The organism is Mesorhizobium sp. M4B.F.Ca.ET.143.01.1.1, from assembly GCF_004792275.1.
In the GTDB taxonomy this organism is placed as follows: domain Bacteria; phylum Pseudomonadota; class Alphaproteobacteria; order Rhizobiales; family Rhizobiaceae; genus Mesorhizobium; species Mesorhizobium abyssinicae.
The window spans coordinates 214,109-233,391 of sequence record NZ_SRSR01000001.1; the positions used below are offsets into that span (position 1 = coordinate 214,109).

16 protein-coding genes are annotated in these 19,283 nt (G+C 64.8%); 11 read left to right on the top strand and 5 right to left on the bottom strand.

Going from position 1 to position 19,283, the window contains the following annotated elements:
* The first annotated feature begins 327 nt into the window (after positions 1–327).
* The 4 genes from EN786_RS38475 to EN786_RS01035 all read left to right on the top strand — a co-directional run bounded on the left by EN786_RS38475 (position 328) and on the right by EN786_RS01035 (position 4,234).
* Positions 328–1,050 carry an extensin family protein gene (locus EN786_RS38475; protein ID WP_245478326.1) on the top strand — a complete coding sequence of 241 codons (723 nt, stop codon included), beginning with the start codon at positions 328–330 and terminating at the stop codon, positions 1,048–1,050.
* 138 nt (positions 1,051–1,188) lie between these two features.
* A complete protein-coding gene (locus tag EN786_RS01025; RefSeq protein ID WP_127310702.1) occupies positions 1,189–2,043 on the top strand; it encodes an extensin family protein in 855 nt (284 codons plus the stop codon).
* Between the two features lie 73 nt (positions 2,044–2,116).
* Positions 2,117–2,824, top strand: a complete 708-nt coding sequence (locus EN786_RS01030; RefSeq protein ID WP_127286198.1) for an LssY C-terminal domain-containing protein — start codon at positions 2,117–2,119, stop codon at positions 2,822–2,824.
* Between the two features lie 99 nt (positions 2,825–2,923).
* Positions 2,924–4,234, top strand: coding sequence for a hemolysin family protein (locus tag EN786_RS01035; protein WP_127286197.1), 1,311 nt, complete (start codon positions 2,924–2,926; stop codon positions 4,232–4,234).
* Positions 4,235–4,236: 2 nt separating this feature from the next.
* Here the strand turns inward: EN786_RS01035 and EN786_RS01040 are convergent, their stop codons facing one another.
* Positions 4,237–4,827 carry a CGNR zinc finger domain-containing protein gene (locus EN786_RS01040; RefSeq protein ID WP_127309719.1) on the bottom strand — a complete coding sequence of 197 codons (591 nt, stop codon included), beginning with the start codon at positions 4,825–4,827 and terminating at the stop codon, positions 4,237–4,239.
* A gap of 114 nt (positions 4,828–4,941) precedes the next feature.
* Between EN786_RS01040 and EN786_RS01045 the strand changes: the two genes are divergently transcribed.
* Positions 4,942–5,850: an alpha/beta hydrolase gene (locus EN786_RS01045; RefSeq protein ID WP_127309718.1), complete on the top strand. Its 909-nt coding sequence runs from the start codon at positions 4,942–4,944 to the stop codon at positions 5,848–5,850.
* A 9-nt stretch (positions 5,851–5,859) separates the two neighbouring features.
* Here EN786_RS01045 and EN786_RS01050 read toward each other — a convergent pair whose 3' ends face one another.
* Positions 5,860–6,786 (bottom strand): DMT family transporter, encoded by a 927-nt coding sequence (locus tag EN786_RS01050; RefSeq protein WP_127309717.1) that lies wholly within the window; start codon positions 6,784–6,786, stop codon positions 5,860–5,862.
* A 216-nt stretch (positions 6,787–7,002) separates the two neighbouring features.
* Between EN786_RS01050 and EN786_RS01055 the strand changes: the two genes are divergently transcribed.
* Both EN786_RS01055 and EN786_RS01060 read left to right on the top strand, forming a co-directional pair.
* Complete coding sequence (locus tag EN786_RS01055) at positions 7,003–8,304, top strand: glucoamylase family protein (protein ID WP_127309716.1); 1,302 nt, start codon at positions 7,003–7,005, stop codon at positions 8,302–8,304.
* Positions 8,305–8,657: 353 nt separating this feature from the next.
* A complete protein-coding gene (locus EN786_RS01060) occupies positions 8,658–12,152 on the top strand; it encodes an autotransporter outer membrane beta-barrel domain-containing protein (protein ID WP_189524268.1) in 3,495 nt (1,164 codons plus the stop codon).
* A gap of 187 nt (positions 12,153–12,339) precedes the next feature.
* Here the strand turns inward: EN786_RS01060 and EN786_RS01065 are convergent, their stop codons facing one another.
* Positions 12,340–12,945 (bottom strand): NADPH-dependent FMN reductase, encoded by a 606-nt coding sequence (locus EN786_RS01065; RefSeq protein ID WP_127309714.1) that lies wholly within the window; start codon positions 12,943–12,945, stop codon positions 12,340–12,342.
* A gap of 93 nt (positions 12,946–13,038) precedes the next feature.
* Here EN786_RS01065 and EN786_RS01070 point away from each other — a divergent pair, with 93 nt between their 5' ends.
* A complete protein-coding gene (locus tag EN786_RS01070) occupies positions 13,039–13,407 on the top strand; it encodes a helix-turn-helix domain-containing protein (protein ID WP_187331432.1) in 369 nt (122 codons plus the stop codon).
* A gap of 466 nt (positions 13,408–13,873) precedes the next feature.
* Here EN786_RS01070 and EN786_RS01075 read toward each other — a convergent pair whose 3' ends face one another.
* Both EN786_RS01075 and EN786_RS01080 read right to left on the bottom strand, forming a co-directional pair.
* Positions 13,874–14,269 carry an acyl-CoA thioesterase gene (locus tag EN786_RS01075; protein WP_126058720.1) on the bottom strand — a complete coding sequence of 132 codons (396 nt, stop codon included), beginning with the start codon at positions 14,267–14,269 and terminating at the stop codon, positions 13,874–13,876.
* Positions 14,270–14,367: 98 nt separating this feature from the next.
* Positions 14,368–15,309: a phosphoribosylaminoimidazolesuccinocarboxamide synthase gene (locus EN786_RS01080; protein WP_127309713.1), complete on the bottom strand. Its 942-nt coding sequence runs from the start codon at positions 15,307–15,309 to the stop codon at positions 14,368–14,370.
* Between the two features lie 205 nt (positions 15,310–15,514).
* On the opposite strand from EN786_RS01080, the gene EN786_RS01085 reads away from it, so the two are divergent.
* The 3 genes from EN786_RS01085 to EN786_RS01095 are packed head-to-tail and all read left to right on the top strand — an operon-like array spanning position 15,515 to position 19,259.
* A complete protein-coding gene (locus EN786_RS01085) occupies positions 15,515–17,131 on the top strand; it encodes a GMC family oxidoreductase N-terminal domain-containing protein (RefSeq protein WP_127309712.1) in 1,617 nt (538 codons plus the stop codon).
* Positions 17,128–18,339, top strand: a complete 1,212-nt coding sequence (locus EN786_RS01090; RefSeq protein ID WP_127309711.1) for a mandelate racemase/muconate lactonizing enzyme family protein — start codon at positions 17,128–17,130, stop codon at positions 18,337–18,339. The genes EN786_RS01085 and EN786_RS01090 overlap by 4 nt, the downstream gene beginning before the upstream one ends.
* Complete coding sequence (locus EN786_RS01095) at positions 18,336–19,259, top strand: NAD(P)-dependent oxidoreductase (protein ID WP_127309710.1); 924 nt, start codon at positions 18,336–18,338, stop codon at positions 19,257–19,259. Before EN786_RS01090 ends, EN786_RS01095 begins: the two co-directional genes overlap by 4 nt.
* The last annotated feature ends 24 nt before the right edge of the window (positions 19,260–19,283 follow it).

Consider the following 19,283-nt stretch of genomic DNA (forward strand, 5'->3'; position numbering starts at 1 on the left):
ACACCGCGTCTGGAGCAGCCGTTGACGCAGCGGGCCGATCAGCCCCTGAGGCCGAGGAGCAAGCACCGTGTGAGATCGCGGGGCAAGCGGCATATCGCGTCAGAGCTGACGCAGCACCAAACGCAGGATCAGCCGACCTTACCCGCCGATGTTTCGGTACCAGAGCCACGTCCCGCGGAAGCGCAAAAGACCGATGCCGCCACGAAGGAAGAGCGGAAGGCTGCAGGACCAAGGGGCGCCGACGCATCGGACCGGATCGATCAGGAAAAGTCTCCGCAGGAGAAGCGGCAGCGGCCCGAGCCTTCGGCCCCGGAGCCGTCAACAGAGATGGAAACTCAACCTGAAGCGCCGGCCGCGGCGCCGATTCCGACGCAAAGACCCGACAAGGCGGAACCGGAGGTCGAGCCGCCCGCCGTCGCGCCGAAGCCACCTGAAAAACCGGCTGAATCCGGCGACAACAAACCGCCGCCCGATCCTCGTTCGGCGATCCTTCCCGAGCAACAGATGCCGGAGGAGGAACTGGCCTGCCGCCGGCGGCTGACATCGATGGGCGTCGACTTCGAGGAACACAAGGCCGAGCAGGAACCCGAAATTGGCTGCTCGATCCCCTACCCGATCGTGCTGAAGACGCTGGGCAAATCCATGGCTATCAGCCCCGGCGCCGAATTGAACTGTGCGATGGCCGAGGCGGCGGCACGCTTCACCGCCGAAATCATCCAGCCTGCCGTCGAGGCCAAGTTCGGCACGGAATTGAAGTCGATCGGCCAGGCTTCCGCCTTCGTCTGCCGGGCGCGCCACAACGGAGGCAAGATGTCGGAGCACGCTTTCGGCAACGCGCTCGACATTGCCAGCTTCACGCTGGCGGACGGCAGGAAAATCGAGGTCGGGCCGGCGCCGCCCGAACAGGACGCGCAATTCCTGGGCACGGTGCGCAAGGCCGCCTGCGGACCGTTCAAGACGGTGCTTGGCCCGGGCAGCGATGCCGACCATTCGCTGCACTTCCACCTCGACCTGGAGCCGCGCCGCCACGGCGGCACCTTCTGCCAGTGACCCCGCAATTCGTGACCGCCGCAATTCGGCCCCAGGCGTGAATGCGGGCGCTGATCTTTCCTTTACTCTTGCGGATTAACCTTATGCCATCGGCAGCATGACCCCTGCGGGATCAGCTCTGGGACGGGACGCCTATCAATGGCCGGAAGACTTGGCGTCGTGCTTGCCATGGCGCGACAGAACAATCGTGCGCGCTCCGCTGCCGCCAGGCTGGTGACGCTGCTTGCCGTCGCTGCCCTATCGGCCTGCAACACCGGGGACGTGTTCTCGCTGCAGCCTGCAGTCGATGTCGGCAACCAGACCGCCGCCGTCCCCGATGCGCCCCAATATTCAGCGCCCCAATATTCTTCAGCGCCACAGTATTCCGGCATGCAGCGCCTCGTCCCCTCCAACCCCTACATGACCGCCGCCTATCCGCGCATGGACGAGCCGATGTCGCCGACCGAGCAGATGCCGGCCAGCGAGGTCGACTGCCGCAACGAGCTGAAACGCCTCGGCGTCGCCTACACCGATGTCCAGCCGATCCATGAGGGCCAGTGCGGCATCGACTTTCCGGTCAGGGTTTCGGCCATCGGCAGCGTCCAGATGAAGCCCGCCGCGACGCTGACCTGCAACATGGCTGCCACCTTCGCCACCTGGACCAGGAACGAGCTGGTGCCTGCCGCTCGCTGGCGTTATTTCTCAGGCGTCAGGACCATCCACCAGGGGTCCAGCTATTCCTGCCGCAACATCGCCGGCGAAGGCGTCCTGTCCGAGCACGGCAAGGGCAACGCGCTCGACGTCATGAGCATCGAGCTCAACAACGGCGACGACATCGACGTGCGCAAGCCCGGCCTGTTCGCCTTCCGCACCCGCGGCTTCCTCAACAATGTGCGCGCCGACGGCTGCCAGTATTTCACCACGGTGCTCGGCCCCGGCTACAATTACGACCACCGCAACCATTTCCATTTCGACATCAAGAACCGCAGGAACGGCTACCGCGCCTGCCGCTGACGACGAGCGGTTCCCTTTGCCCAACCCATGCAACGGCGCATAAGGTGACGCATGCGTTTGGGAGTGGCCTCTCGTGAGTAAGCGAAGCCTTCGGCGGCGCGCGTCGACCTGGCTGGCGGCACTTTGCGCCGGATATCTGGGGCTGGCCTACGTCGCCGCGCCGGAATTCTGGACCTGGCGCGAGCGGGGCTATCGCACGCAGCACTTCGAAATGGTGACGCATACGCCGCAAGGCATTCCGGGCGACCCGATCAATGTCGGCCTTGTCGGCACCGAAAAGGAGGTGGTGCACGCCTTCGCCGTCGCCGGCTGGGACACGGCCGACGCCGTCTCGCTGAGAACCGCCATCGACATCGGCGAAAGCGTGTTGTTTTCGCGTCCCTATCCCGATGCGCCGATGAGCAGGCTGCTGTTCGAGGGCCGCGCCCAAGACCTGGCCTTCGAAAAGCCGGTCGGCGACAGTGCCGACCAGCGCCACCATGTCCGCTTCTGGCAGACCAACACGGTCGGCGATGACGGTCGTCCGCTCTGGCTCGGTGCCGCGAGCTTCGACCGTGGCGTCGGCCTCAGCCACGACACCGGAGCGATAACCCATCACATCGCCCCCGACATCGACGCCGAGCGCGACTTCCTCGTCGGCGACCTCGCCAAGGCTGGCCTGCTTGCCTCGACCAGCGAAATGGCTGGCATCGGCGCGACGAAGACCGGACGCAACGGTGGCGGCGATCCGTACTTCACCGATGGCATGGCGGTGGTCGGGGTGTTGAAGACGCTGCCCTAGCGTATTTGCGCCAATCTTTGCCCAGCACCAGCACGCCGTCCCGAAAAACAATAGCCGCTGCTATTTTCGAATGCACTGCAGCAATGCTATTGACCCCTCATGCTATACGTTGAAATCGCCACCGTGGCCGTCCTCATCTGCGTGAACGGCCTTCTGGCAATGTCCGAGCTTGCCATCGTCTCGTCACGCCCCGCCCGCCTCAAGGCGATGATCGACCGCAACGTCAAGGGCGCCGGCCGCGCGCTGGCGCTCGGCTCCAATCCCGGCAAGTTCCTGTCGTCGGTGCAGATCGGCATCACCCTGGTCGGCGTTCTCTCCGGCGCCTTTTCGGGCGCCACGCTCGGCGAGCGCCTGGCCGCCTTCCTCGCCTCGAACGGCATCCGCGAGAACATTGCCGATCCGCTCGGCGTCGGCATCGTCGTCGCCATCATCACTTATGCCTCGCTGATTGTCGGCGAGCTGGTGCCGAAGCAGATCGCCCTGCGCGATCCCGAGCGCGTCGCCGTCCGGGCGGCGCCCGCGATGACCGTCCTCGCCACCATCTCGGCGCCGCTCGTCTTCCTGCTCGACATTTCCGGCCGCGCCGTCCTCTGGCTGCTCGGCCAGCGCGGCGAGAGCGAGGAGAAGGTCACCGACGAGGAGATCAAGATGCTGGTCGCCGAGGCCGAGCATCACGGCACCATCGAATCCGACGAGCGCCGCATGATCGCCGGCGTCATGCGGCTCGGCGACCGCGCCGTGCGCGCAGTGATGACGCCGCGCACCGAGGTCGACTGGATCAACCTGCAATCAGACGAGGCGACCATCAGGAAGCTGCTGATCGAGACCCAGCATTCGCGCCTGCCGGCCGGCGACGGCAATGTGGATGCCATGGTCGGCGTCGTCCAGACACGCGATGTCCTGGCCGCGATCCTCGGCGGCAAGGTGCTGGAGCCGCGCCACCATGTGCGCGCCGCGCCCATCGTCCACGATCAGGCCGATGCGCTGGACGTGCTGCAGAAGTTGAAGGAATCCGACGTGCCGATGGCGCTCGTCCATGACGAGTACGGCCACTTCGAGGGCATCGTCACGCCGGCCGACATACTGGAAGCCATCACCGGCGTCTTCCGCTCCGACCTCGACGCGGGCGAGGAGGAGAATGCCGTCAAGCGCGAGGACGGCTCCTGGCTGCTCGCCGGCTACATGCAGGCCGACGAGATGGCCGAAGTGCTCGGCATCGACCTGCCCGAGAACCGCGACTACGAGACCGTCGCCGGCTATGTGCTGTCGCACCTGCACCACCTGCCGGCGACCGGCGAATGCGTCGACGCGCAGGGCTGGCGCTTCGAGGTCGTCGACCTCGACGGCCGCCGCATCGACAAGCTGATCGCCACCCGCCTGCCGGATGGTCACCGCCAGATCGCGCGCTGACATCAGGCGGCGTTATGCCCCCTATGGCGCGAGACCTTCTCGCGGTTGCCGCAGGTGCGCATGCTGCACCAGCGGCGTTTGCCGCCGCGCGACGTATCGAGGAAAAGCCAGCCGCAGCGAGGACAGGAATGCAGCCTGTCCCGCGGCAAGCTGAAGAAGGCTTCGACCGACAGCAAAGCAAGGAACGCGGTGACGGCATCCGGGTCCCGCCACTGGCTAGGCTGCGGTCTGGTGTCGTGCAAGTCGACCGACCCGTTGGCTAGCGGGCTCGCCGCGCATGAGAACAGGACGCTGAGCGCCTCGGGCGCGGACGGTTTGCCCGCGGTGATCGGCTCAAAAATCTGAAAAGACGCTTCACGGATTTCGCGAACCCGTTCCACGAAGCGCCCAACTTCGATCTCGGAAACGGCCCGCGCCTGGTGATGGTCGGCAAGCCCTGAAGCCATCAGCCAGTTGGCAACATCCTGGGTCGACTTGAACAGCTCATTGTCGGGCGCCGGCACGCGCCGGTCGAACACGGCGTTCGACAGGTCCAGGGCGGAATGCCCGCCTATGAAGTGCTCCGGCATCCATTCGGTGTCTGTCTGCGCCATGGAACATAACCCTATTAACCGCATTATGCAGTTACAATGTAACCGCAATCATACAGATATGCGGTTTCAAAGCCAGAGCGTCGCCAGCAGCACGGGAACCATGGGAGAAAGACGATGCGAAGCGATCCTTACAAGACACGCCACGAAACCATCCGTGCCGACGGCCTCGACATTTTCTACCGTCATGCCGGCGACCCGGACCGTCCGGCAATCCTGCTGCTGCACGGATATCCGACTTCCTCACATGTCTATCGCAACATCATCGAGCCACTGGCCGAGACAGCCTATGTGGTGGCACCGGATATGCCCGGTTTCGGCTTCTCGTCCGCCCCTTCCACCGACGCCTATGACTACACCTTCGAGAACCTCGCCAACACGATCGAGGCATTCATCGAGGCCCTCGGTCTCGAGCGGTTCTTTCTCGATATCACCGACTTCGGCGCGCCCGTCGGTTACCATCTCGCGACGCGACGGCCGGACCGTATCCTCGGCCTGATCGTCCAGGACGGCAATGCCCATGAGGAGGGGCTGGGACCGGATTGGGACGCACCCAAGGCGTTCTTCGCCGAACCGACGGACAACAACCGCGCCAAGCTGCCGGACTGGATGAATTTCGAGGGCACCCGCAACCAGTATATCGGCGGTCTTCCCGAACGTCTGAAGGTCTTGTTTCCGCCCGAGAGTTGGCATCTCGACACCGAGCGCCTGGAGAGGCCCGGAAACACTGACATTCAGTTCGAACTCTTCACAGATTATGGCTCACACATCGCGCGCTTCCCCGCCATCCAGGCCTACTTGCGCAACCACCGGCCAGCTTGCCTTGTGCTGTGGGGCCGCCGTGACGCCTTCTTCGCGGTGGATGAGATCATGGCCTACAATCGCGACCTCCACGCCATCGAAATCCATGTCTTTGAAAGCGGCCACATGCTGCTTGAGACGCATCATCGCCAATGCGCGGCGCTCATCGCTCACTTCATGCACGAGGTGGAGACCGGGGTCTTTCGCGATTCCGAAAGGCGCTGACCGCGACGGTCAAACGGCTGCCTCGATCGGCTCGGCAAGCTTCGGGTTCGCGCGCGCGGCGATCAGGCAGCCGGCGACGATCAGGCATGCTCCCGCGAGCGTCGTCCAGGTCACCGCCTCGTCGAAGAAGAACCAGCCAAACGCGATCGCCCAGATGAAGGCCGAGTATTCCGTTGGAATGAGATATTGCGCTTCGGCGCGGGCGTAGGACCAACTCATCAGGAATTGTCCGGCAAGCGACAGCGCGGTCACGCCGGCCAGGGGAAGCCAAAGATCGGCCGGCAGGGCGACGGCGAGCCAGGGCGCGGCGAGGCCGAGGATGATTGCAACGGCGAGGCTCTGGAAGAACATGATCTCGATTGGCTTGGCCACCTGCGCCTGTTGCCGGGCGAGGATCAAATTGTAGCCGTAGAACACCGTCGATACGAGCACCGCCGCCGTGCCAAGCAGCGCATCGTGCGAATAGCTTGCCTGCCCGAACTGGCCGGATACGATGATCGCCACGCCGGCGATGCCGGCCATCGATGCCCAGATTGCCTCGCGCCGGACCCGCTCGCCCAGCAACAGCGCGGCGAGGAAGAGAGCGATCAGCGGCGCAACGAAGCTCAGCCCGACGGCCTCCGCGAGCGGCAGCCTGCCAAGCCCCCAGAAGAATGATATCAGGACGATGCCGACAACCACGGCCCGCAGCGCATGCAGCCTTAGCACCGCAATGGTTGGCAGCGAGCGCGATCCCGCCGACCAAGCTGCGCCCGCGACTGCTGTCGCGAGAAAGCTGCGCCACAGCACCGTATTGTAGACGCCCACGGCGATAACCAGCGTTTTCATCGCCGCATCCATCCCGGACAGCAGGAAGATCGCGAGCGCGCATACGAGCACCGGGACCAACGGGGAAACGGCGCCTGTCAGGCTGGATGTCTTCACGGCTGCACTCATCTGGCCGCGGATATCTCAGGGCAAACGGCAGGGCCAGATGGCAGTGCGCCCGATATTGCGGTCCAATCCGGATCAGCTGCAGCGCCGGGTTGCGACCGAAGAGCAGCGTCTCAGACTGAATGTCGACGCGCTCCTCGCTATCGGCCTTCGCCTTCCTCGCTTATCATTGACGCCCCAAAGGTGGGAAGCGCGGCGAAGGTCCCTATATCGGCAGCCATGGATGCATCGAGCGACCAAACGCTGAACGAAGAGCTTCTCTCGGCCACCCAGCGCCTGTCCTTCGATTATTTTCTCAAGGAGGCCAACCCGGCAAACGGACTGATCGCCGATCGCAACACGCCGGCGTCGCCCGCCAGCATCGCCGCCGTCGGGCTCGCTCTGTCGGCCTATCCCGTCGGCGTCGAGCGCGGGTTCATGACGCGCGACGCCGCCGTCGAACGGACGCTCGCCACGCTTCGTTTCTTCTGGAACGCGCCGCATGGACCGGAGCCCGACGCCACCGGCTATAAGGGCCTCTACTATCATTTCCTTGACATGCGGACCGGCCGCCGCGTCTGGAAATGCGAGCTGTCCACCGTCGACACGGCGCTTCTGCTTGCCGGCGTGCTGGCCGCCGGCGCCTATTTTGACGCCGACGACGAGGCCGAACTGGAAATCCGCCGGCTTGCCGATGCGCTCTACCGCCGTGCCGACTGGCGCTGGGCGCAGAACGGCGGCGCGACCGTCACCCACGGCTGGCGGCCCGAGAAGGGCTTCCTGCGCTACCGCTGGCAAGGCTATGACGAGGCGGTGATCCTCTATGTGCTGGGCCTCGGCTCGCCGACCCACCCGCTGCCGCGCGAGAGCTATGAAGCCTGGCTCTCCACCTACAAGTGGAAAAAGATCTATGGCCGGGAACTGGTCTATGCCGGCCCGCTCTTCATCCATCAGTTCTCGCATGTCTGGATCGATTTTCGCGGCATCCGCGACGCTTTCATGCGGGAGCACGGCAGCGACTATTTCGAGAACAGCCGCGCGGCGAGCTACCTGCAGCGCGATTATGCCATCCGCAATCCGAAGGGTTTCGTCGGCTATGACGAGAATTGCTGGGGCATCACCGCCAGCGACGGCCCGGGCCTGAAAAAACTCCACATGACGATCGGCGACCGACGCTTCTTCGGCTATCTGGCGCGCGGGGCGCCCTTCGGCCCCGATGACGGCACCTTGTCGCCATGGGCGGCGATCACCTCATTGCCGTTTGCGCCGGAGATCGTCCTGCCGGCGTTGCGCCATTTCCACGAGATCGACCTGCACGAGGGCAACCCTTACGGCTTCACCGCGAGCTTCAATCCGACGATCGCCGCCGCCGACGGCCGCGCCTGCGGCTGGGTATCGCCGGACCATGTCGGCATCAACCAGGGACCGATCGCCCTGATGATCGAAAATTACCGGTCGGACTTCCTGTGGCAGCTTATGCGCCGTGTGCCGGCCATCGCCACCGGGTTGCGACGCGCCGGATTTTCGGGCGGCTGGCTGTAGGAGCGGCCACCAGCGCCGCTGTCCGTCGCCACGATATTCAAGTCAAAGCTTATATTTATACTTGTTATATACCGCCTTTCTAATGTTGCCTTTAAGTAACGTTACGAGACAAATCAGTAATCGGCATTTCAATTTGACGACAAGAACCAAACACCAAGTTAACCTCTTGGCGATTTGGTCGGCACGCCATGCGGGCGATCCGGCATGGCAGGCGTCAGATTTCCGGGGCAGACAGACCAGTGAAGACGAGCGGCGGCGCGCTTCGGCGCATTCGGGGAAGGCAGCTTCTTGCCGGTGCGAGCGGCGCGGCGATCGCCTGTCTGCTCCCAGGGCAAGCCTCGGGAGCGACCTATATGGTCAGCAATGAGGCGCAGCTGATCGCCGCCATCAATTCGGCCAATGCCGACGGCGACCCCAGCTCGTCGATCGTGATGACGCAGAGCTTCAACATACAGGCCCCGCACACGCTGCCGATACCGACCAAATCGCTGTCTGTCGACACGCAGGGCTTTACCTTGTCCGGTACGTCCGCTCCCGGTCTCGGAGGCACTGTCCGTTTCAGCGGCGGAACCTTTGCCAGCGGCACGCTGACCCTTTCAGGCACGCTCACCGGCGCCAACCAGGGCGGTGGCATGCCGGCCGGTGTCGGCTTGGTCGTTGACAGCGGGATATCGACATGGGGCAGCCCCACCGGGCAGGTCGTCAACAACGGCTCGATCACGGCTGGTTCCGCGACCGTTTCAGGCGCCAACGGCAGCATCGGCGTGACGCTGCTGAATGTCGTGACCTTCGTCAACAACGGCACCGTCACGGGCGGCAGCGGGATAAACGGCGCCGTTGTCGGGAACAATGGAGCCGGCGTCAGTGCCAACAATACCGGCGCAACGATCATCAACAATGCCAGCGGCATCATCCAGGGCGGCAACAGCCAGGGCGGATATGCTGGCGCCGGCGTCTGGGTGGTCGGCTCCGCCGCCAAGCCCGCGACGGTCGTCAATCACGGCACGATCCGTGGCGGCTCTGACCTGACCGGGGTCGGAACCGGCAACTACGCGATCCGTAGCCGGGGAACCAATATCTCGATAACCAACTATGGTACTTTGGAAGGCGGCAATGGCGTAGCTGCGATCGGTCCTGATGGAGGTTTCCCTTTCCCTGTCACGGTCGTCAACAGCGGCACGATCCGCGCCGGCACCGGTTCCACCACCGCAATCCAATTCGCCAACAATGTCGCATCCAACTCGACGCTGGAACTTCAGGCCGGCTCGCAGATCATCGGCAACGTGATCGCCGGCATCCTGAGCACGAGCGACACGCTGCGGCTCGGCGGCGACGGCTTCGCCATACTCGACGGCGCGATCGGCGCCACCGGCCAGTACCGGAACTTCGACATCCTGCAGAAGACCGGAACCGGCACCTGGGCGCTGACGGTGGATAATACGGCCATTCAAGACTGGACGATTTCACAAGGCACGCTGCAGATCGGCAATGGCGGCACGACCGGCTCGATCCTGGGCAATGTCACCAACAACGGCACCCTCGCCTTCGACCGCTCCGACGCCTATACCTATGCCGGCACCATCTCCGGCAGCGGCGGGGTGAGCCAGATCGGCACCGGTACCACCGTGCTTAGCGGCGCCAACAGCTACAGCGGCGGAACCACGATGTCCAACGGCGTGCTGTCGGTGGCGGCCGACACCAATCTCGGCGACGCCGCCGGCGGCCTGACCTTCAATGGCGGCGTGCTGCAGGTGACCGGGCAAAGCTATACCGGCACGAACCGCGCGATCACTTGGGGACCTCTGGGCGGCGGCTTCGATATCGTCGATGCCGGCAATCATTTTGCCGTCAGCCAGGCGATCATCGGCGGCGGCCCGCTCAGCAAGCTTGGCGCCGGCACGCTGATCCTGACCGGCGACAACAACTACGGCGGCACGACGATCTCCGCCGGCACGCTGCAACTCGGCAATGGCGGCACGACCGGCTCGATCACCGGCAACGTGACCAACAACGGCATTTTGACGTTCGACCGCTCCAACGACATGAACCATGCCGGCGCGATCTCGGGAAGCGGCGCGGTGATCCAGCAGGGCGCGGGTAGCACGACGCTCACTGGTGCGAATACCTACAGCGGCGGCACGACAATCTCGGCCGGCACGCTGATCGGCCAGGCATCGAGCTTCGGCACCGGCAACATCCTCGACGACGCCGCGCTCGTCTTCGACCAGTCGACCAATGCCAGCTTTGCCGCGGCCATCGACGGCACCGGCACCCTCACCAAGCGGGGTCTGGGCAATCTCAATCTCACCGGCACCAATACGCTGAGCGGCGCGACCACGATCGAGGCCGGCACGCTCTCGGTCAACGGCTCGCTCGCCGACTCCGCCGTCACCATTCTGAGCGGCGGCACTCTCGGCGGCAACGGCACGGTCGGAAACACCACGCTGCAAGCCGACGGCGTCATCGCGCCCGGCAACTCGATCGGCCAGCTGACCATCCAGGGCAACTTCGTCGGCGCCGGCGGTACGGTCGAGATCGAGGCCATCCTCGATGGCGACGCCTCCTCCACCGACAAGCTGATCATCACTGGCGACACCTCGGGCACAGCCAACGTCAAGGTGATCGGCCTTGGCGGCGCCGGCGCGCAGACGGTCGAAGGCATCAAGATCATCGATGTCGGCGGTGTCTCGGCCGGCACGTTCAACCTGCAGGGCGACTACGTCTTTCAGGGTGACCAGGCCGTGGTGGCCGGCGCCTATGCCTACAGGCTGTATCAGAACGGCATCAGCACGCCGGCCGACGGCGACTGGTATCTGCGCTCGGCGCTGATCAACCCCGTCGATCCGGGTGGTCCGACCTCGCCGCTCTATTCGCCGGCCGTGCCGGTCTACGAGGCCTATGCCGGCGTGCTGCAGAGCTTCACCCAGCTCGGCACGCTGCAGCAGCGCATCGGCAACCGCTCATGGACTGTCGCCGACCAGTCGGCGACAGGCGGCGCAAACCAGGGCGGCAGTCCGATCTGGGGGCGCATGGAGGCCTCGCACAGCGAATTCGAGCCGGGGACCAGCACGACCGGCACCGACTACGACGCGGACCTCTGGCGGCTGCAGGCCGGCCTCGATGTGCTGCTTTCGGAAACAGCCTCGGGAACGCTTATCGGCGGCGTCACCGTTCATTACGGCACGGTGAGGTCGAACGTCTCCTCGGCCTTCGGTGTCGGCTCGATCGATACGACCGGCTACGGCTTCGGCGGCACGCTCACCTGGTACGGCAAAAACGGCTTGTATATCGACACGCAGGCTGAGCTCAGCTGGTTCGACAGCGATCTCTCTTCAGCCACGCTCGGCACGAAACTCGCCGACGGCAACAACGGCTTCGGCTACGGTCTCGGCATCGAGACCGGCCGGAAGGTCGCGCTCCACGGCAACTGGTCGCTGACGCCGCAGGCGCAGCTGAGTTATGCCTCGGTCGACTTCGACAATTTCACCGATCCTTATGGCGCTCTCGTCTCCAACGACGGCAGCGACAGCCTGGTCGGCCGCCTTGGTCTGTCGGCCGACTATGAGAGCGAATGGAAGGGCCAGACCGGCCAGTCGAGCCGCTCGCATGTCTATGGCATCGCCAACCTCTATTACGACTTCCTCGACGGCTCCGATGTCGACGTGTCGGGCACGAGGCTCGTCAGCCAGACGCGGCCGCTCTGGGGCGGGCTTGGCCTCGGCGGCTCGCTGAGCTGGGCCGACGATCGCTACTCCGTCCATGGCGAACTGCTGGCACGCACCAGCCTGGAGGATTTCGGCGACAGCGATGCTTTTGGTGGCACAGTCGGCTTCAAGATGAGGTGGTAGGGCGCGAACGAGCCGCTTTCTTGGGGAAGACACTCGCTCCGGCAGTCGCATATTGCGTCGAGAACCGGCCAGGCCATTGGTACAATGTTGCTGCGGCCGAGGCCACCGGCTGAAGCGTCCTTAAATTGAAAAGGGCGGCGCAAGCGCCGCCCCATATCCCTTGGGAGGATAGTCTCGGGTAGACGGCTCACGCCGCCTTGGCTTCCGCGGTGATCGCGTCGGCGGCGCGTGCCGCCTTGAGCACCTTCGCCCACCAGGCGACGTCGTTGACGAGCGCCGCGGCGGCCTGGTTCAGATGCTCGAGATCCTCAAGCTTCTTCTCGCCCTGGCGAACCGCCAGGAAATCGCCCCAGGCGATATGGACCGCCGACTTGACCGGCGCCATCTGCAGCTCGACGGCGTAGAGGCGGAGCTGCTCGACGGCGCGCGAGCCGCCGACGCTGCCATAACCGACGAAGCCGGCCGGCTTCTTGTTCCACTCGTTGGCTGCGTAGTCGATGGCGTTCTTCAGCACACCCGTCGGGCCGTGATTGTATTCGGCAGCGGTGAAGATGAAGCCGTCGAAGGAGGCGACCTTCTTCTGCCAGCGCTGCGCCACTTCGTTCTGCGACGGCGCCCAGGCGGAGGAAGCGACCTCGTCGAAGAACGGCAGCGGGAAGTCGCGCAGGTCGACGACTTCGACGTCGATGTCGGCATGCGCCCTGGCGATCTTGGCGATCCACTCGGTCGGCACGTCGGCGAAGCGCGCGGCGCGCGTCGAACCGACGACAATGGCGATTTTGGGCTTGGACATTTTGGGAGGCTCTCCTTGCGGGAAATTGTGGTATCGTTTGGATACCGGCGCTATATGAGATACCGCAAAAGCGAAGTGCAAGGAGGCACGTTTTTGTTACTGAGGCACCCGCATATCACCGAAGACTGCCGCGCCGTGTCGGAAATCCTGCAGCGCGTCGGCGACAAATGGACCGTTCTGGTGGTCGGCAAGCTCGGCGACGGACCGCTGCGCTTCAATGAACTTCGCGCCGCCGTCGGCGGCATTTCGCAGAAGATGCTGACCACCACATTGCGCGGTCTGGAACGCGATGGCTTCGTCATCCGCACCGTCTTTCCGACCATCCCGCCGCGCGTCGACTACGAGTTGACAGAGCTTGGCCACGAGCTGCTGGTGCCGGTCAGCGCGCTCGGCGCGTGGGCGCGCAGGAACACCGCCAGGGTCAGGGCCGCGCGCGAGAAATTCGACGGTCTGCACGGCTGAAAGCCTGTTGCCGCAAGGATTTTTGGCGCAAGGCCCGCGAAAGATGAACCTTGGTGCCGACCCGTTTTCTGGCCGGCCGCTGTGGCGGGTCCGTCCCGTTTTCAGCTTCCGGTGGATCGTCTCGTTGTCAGCCCGGCGGGCCGTCTGCTCACTGCAATCGTCTGCGGTTTCTGGCCGGCGTCGCATCCGGTCGCCAGGCATTTTTCGCATGCGCCCGGCGGCTTGCCGATGACGCTATTTTGCGAAGCGCAAGAGAGCCCGGCATCGGCTTGCCTGATCTCGGTATAGGCAGTTGCGGCGAGCAGGCCGAACAGGCCCAGGACGGCTCCCGCAAGAACACCGTTCAGCGTTCGTTGACGCATTGTCTTCTTCCCAAGCCCGGGCGGACTTGGTCACGGAAATTTGCGCACGACTGTGAAGGAACTCACGCAGCCCGCCGGCAGGGCCCTCGCCTGCCGGAGCCGGGTCAGCCTTCGGCCGGAACCGCCTTCGGCTTGCCCTCGCCGTCCAGCGCCACCATGACGAAATCGGCATGGGTGACCTTCTCCATCAGGTCGGAGAGATAGCGCTGCGCCCAGGCCTCGACCTTGAGCGCCATCGAGGTGCGGCCGACGCGCTCGACATGGGTGTAGATGCAGAGCGTGTCGCCGATCTTCATCGGCTTGGCGAAGGACATCTCCTTGACCGCCGCCGTCACCACGCGGCCCTTGGCGCGTTCGGCGGCGCGGATGCCGCAGGCAAGGTCCATCTGCGCCATTACCCAGCCGCCGAAGATATCGCCGGCCGCGTTGGCGTCCGAAGGCATGGCCAGCGTCCTCAGTGTCAGGTCGCCGATCGGCCGTCCGTCCGCGTAGTGCACCATGCCAAAATCCCCGAGATCGATGACATGATCCCGTAGCGTCACCGCGCCGGCAGGTCAACGCGCCGCGGATGCTGTCGCAAGCAGCGGCTGGCTTGACCCTAAAAGTAGCGCTCGAGGTTCGCGCGGATGCGATCGAGCACGGTATCCCCGGAAACGTCGGGGGCGAATTCCTTGCCGGTGATCGCCTCATAGGCCTGCGCATAGACCCGCGAAGCCTGTTCGACGATCTCGTCCGGTATGGTCGGGATCGGCTCCCTGTAGGGGTCGCAGCGCGCCGCGACCCATGACCGGATAAAATCCTTGTCGAAGCTCTCGGGCCGTTCGCCGCTCGCAAAAGCCTGTTCGTAGCTGGCCGCGATCCAGTAGCGGCTGCTGTCCGGCGTGTGGATCTCGTCGGCCAGGATGATGGTCCCGTTTCTGTCGGTGCCGAATTCATATTTCGTGTCGGCGAGGATGAGCCCGCGTTCGGCGGCGCGCGCCTGGCCGCGGGCGAACAGCCGCAGCGCGTAATCTGACACGGTATCCCACTGTGCTGGCGTAAGAAGCCCCTGATCGAGGATCTCTGCCTTCGACAGCGGCTCGTCATGGCCGCCATCCGAAGCCTTGCTCGTTGGCGTGATGACCGGCTCGGCCAGCTTCTCATTGTCGCGCAGGCCGTCCGGCAGGGTCATTCCATGCATCACCCGTTCGCCCTTCCGGTACCGGGTCAGGATCGAGGTGCTGGTGGTTCCCGCCAGATAGCCGCGCACGACGATCTCGACCGGCAGGATGTCGAGCCTTGTGCCGACGACGACGTTCGGGTCGGGATATTCCAGAACATGGTTCGGGCAGATATCGGCCGTTTCCTCGAACCAGTAGCGGGCGGTCTGGGTGAGGATCTCGCCCTTGAACGGGATCGAGGCCAGGATGATGTCGAAGGCGCTGAGACGGTCGGTGGCGATGATGATGCGCCTGCCGTCGGGCAGGTCGTAGTTTTCGCGGACCTTGCCCTTGTAGTAGCCTGGCAGTTCCGGGATGAAGGCATCGGAGAGGGTACGCATTTGGATCTCCTGCCTCCCGGGGATTGGTCGATGCCTTCGCATAAGCTCTCGACCCCGTGCATATCAAGCGGGATTGTCGGGTTATCCCGCTAGCCATCGCTATTGCGGCGGTCGTATTTTTCACAACCGATGCCGGAAGGCGCGGCGACGCGGCGAACCCGCCGCGTCTAGGCTGCGGCCAGATTACCGGAGCCGCCCACCAGTCATGCAGACCTATGATTTCATTATCGTCGGCTCCGGCTCGGCCGGTTCGGTGCTCGCCGAAAGACTGTCGGCCTCCGGCCGTTTCTCGGTCCTGGTGCTGGAGGCCGGCGGCACCGACCGCCGCTTCTACGTCCAGATGCCGCTCGGCTACGGCAAGACCTTCTTCGACCCGGCCGTCAACTGGAACTATAAAGCGGAGCCCGATCCTGGCCTTGGCGGCAATGCCGACCACTGGCCGCGCGGCAAGCTGCTCGGCGGCTCCAGCTCGATCAACGCCATGGTCTATATCAGGGGCGCGCGCGAGGATTTCGACGCCTGGGCGGCCGCCGGCAATCCAGGTTGGAGCTACGACCACCTGCTCCCCGCCTTCAAGGCGCTGGAGGACAATGAGGCCGGCGCCGACAGATGGCGCGGCGTCGGCGGTCCCTTGCACATCACCGACTGCGCAAATGCCGTCCACCCGCTGACGAAACGCTACCTTGCGGCAGCGCAGCAGGCCGGCCTGCCGCTCAATCCGGATTTCAACGGCGCTTCCCAGGAAGGCGTCGGCATCTACCAGATCACCACCAGGAACGGCCGCCGCATGTCGGCCGCCCGCGCCTTCCTGCGCCCGGCGATGAAGCGTGCCAATGTGCGCGTCGAGACAAACGCGCTGGCGACCAAAATCCTGTTCGAGGGCAAGCGCGCCGTCGGTGTCGAATATCAGCAGAACGGCGAGACCTGGACCGCGCGCGCTGGCCGTGAGGTCATCCTGTCCGGCGGCTCCATCAACTCCCCGCAGCTGCTTCAGCTCTCCGGTGTCGGCCCGTCGGCGCTGCTCGGAGACCTCGGCATTCCGCTCATCCACGCCAACGAGAATGTCGGCGCGAACCTGCAGGACCATGTCGGCATCAACTACACGTTCAAGGGCAGGCTGCCGACGCTCAACCAGATCCTGCGCCCCTGGTGGGGCAAGCTCATGGTCGGCATGCAGTACATCCTGTTCCGGTCCGGGCCGCTGTCGCTGTCGATGAACAATGCCGGCGGTTTCTTCCGCACCGACCCGACCCTGGCGCGGCCGAACATGCAGCTCTATTTCCAGGCCTTCTCCACCGTCATTCCCAAGAGCGGTGAGCGCCCGATCCTGACCCCCGACCCATGGCCCGGCTTTTCCATCGGCCTTTCCAACTGCCGCCCGTCGAGCCGCGGCGAGATCATGATCCGCTCGAGCAATCCGCGCGACTATCCGCGGATCACGCCCAATGCCTATTCGACCAACGCCGATGTCGACGAGATGCTGGCGGCGGTGAAGTTCGTGCGCAAGATCGCCGCGATGCCGGCGATGGCCGAGATCATCGAGGAAGAGGTTTTGCCCGGTCCGTCAATCACTTCCGACGCCGACCTGATTCAGGATTTCAGGAAGCGCTCGGGCACCGTCTACCATCCGGTCTCGACCTGCCGCATGGGGCCGGACGCCGCGCGCGCCGTTGTCGATCCGCGCCTCAGGGTGCACGGGATTGCCGGCCTGCGCGTCATCGACGCCTCAATCTTTCCCGACAACATCACCGGCAACACCAACGCCGCCTCGATCCTGACCGGATGGAAGGGCGCCGAACTGGTTCTGGAGGATCAGAAATGAAGATCACCGACGTCAAGACCTGGGTTGTCGGCAACCCGCCGCCCGGCATCGGCGGCAAGTATTTCATCTTCGTCAAGCTCACCACCGATGGCGGCGTGGTCGGCTATGGCGAGGCCTACAACGCCACCTTCTCCGGCCACGTCACCGCCAGGATGATCAAGGACATGGCCGAGCGTTATCTTGTCGGCCGCGATCCGCACGACATCGAGAACCTCTTCCGCCGCATCTATTCCTCCGGCTTCACCCAGCGCCCGGACGTTTCCGGCATGGGCTGTTTCTCGGCGCTGGAAATGGCCTGCTGGGACATCATCGGCAAGGAAGCGGACAAGCCGGTCTACAAATTGCTCGGCGGCCAGGTGCACGAGACGCTGCGCTCCTACACCTATCTCTACCCGCACACCGGCAGCGTCCATTCCGAGGACGCGCGCGGCAGGAACGTCTACAACGACCCCGACATGGCCGCGGCCTGCGCGCTCGAATATGTCGAGCAGGGCTTCAACGCGGTCAAGCTCGACCCGGCCGGCCCCTACACCGCTTTCGACGGCCACCAGCCGCGCCTCATCGATATCGACCTCTCCGCCCGCATGGTCAAGGCGATCCGCGAGGCCGTCGGAAACAGGGCGGACATCCTGTTCGGCACGCATGGCCAGTTCACCGCCTCGGGCGCGCTGCGTCTCGCCCGCGCCATCGAGCCCTATGACCCGCTGTGGTTCGAGGAGCCGGTGCCGCCCGATATGCCGGAGGTGATGGCGCAGGTCGCCCGCGGCACGTCCATCCCCATCGCTACCGGCGAGCGGCTGACGACCAAATTCGAGTTCGCCCGCGTCATCGAGAACCGCGCCGCGACCATCCTGCAGCCCGACCTCGGCCGCTCCGGCGGCATCCTGGAAACCAAGAAGATCGCCGCCATGGCCGAGGCCTACCACATCCAGGTCGCGCCGCACTGTTATTGCGGGCCGATCGTCGGCGCCGCCAACATCCAGCTGGCGGTGACGCTGCCCAATTTCCTGATCCTGGAATCGCTGAAGCAGTGGGACGGTTTTCACGCCACCCTGCTGAAGAAGAAGATCGAGTGGCAGGACGGCAACGTCATTCCCTCGAAGGAGCCCGGCCTCGGCGTCGAGCTCAACGAGGCGGTCTGCGACGCGCATCCCTACAGCGGCAAGGATCTGCATCTGCAGATGATGCAGACGCCGTTGATGCCGTGAGCGAGGGGCCCGCTTACGCCTTCATAGGCCTAGGCCATCTCGGCGGCCACCTCGCCGCCAGCCTGGTCCGCAATGGTTTCGACGTCACCGTCTTCGACCGCGACCCGGCAGCCGTCGAGCGCCTGGTGGCACTCGGCGCCAGCGCTGTGGACAGCCCGGCGGAAGCCGCAGCCCGCGCCGGCAATGCCATCTCTTGCCTGCCATCGCCCAAGGTCAGCGAGACGGTGCTCGCCGGTCCCGGCGGATTGCTCGAAGGCCTGCCGGCTGGCGGCGCCTGGATCGAGATGTCGACCAACGGCCGCGACGAGATCGTGCGGCTCGCGGCCCTGGCGTCGGCGAAGGGAATCGAGACGCTGGAATGCCCGGTCACCGGCGGCGTGCATCTGGCGGCGGCGGGAAAGATCACCGCGCTGGTCGGCGGCGACGGCGCGCTTTACGAGCGGCACCGGCCGGCCATCGAGGCGATGTGCGCAAAATCCTTCCTGATGGGTCCGATCGGCTCGGCGGCGGTGATCAAGGTCATCACCAACATGCTGGCCTTCATCCATCTCGTCGCCGCCGGCGAGGCGCTGATGCTGGCCAAACAGGGCGGACTCGACCTCGCCCAAACCTACCACGCCATCGTCGCCTCCTCGGGCAACAGTTTTGTCCACGAGACCGAAAGCCAGCTGGTGCTTAACGGATCCTACGATATCGGCTTCACCATGGACCTGGCGCTGAAGGACCTCGGCTTCGCGCTGCGCATGGGCAAGGATTTCGGCGTGCCGCTCGATCTCGCCGCCCGCGTCAACGCGATCTTCGAGCAAGGCAAGGAGGCCTATGGCGGCAGCGCCTGGTCGACGCAGATCGTCAAGCTGCTCGAGGATGCGGTCGGTACCGACCTGCGCGCGCCCGGATTCCCGGCCAGGCTGGAAATCTGAGGCGGCTAAACTTTACGAGCGATT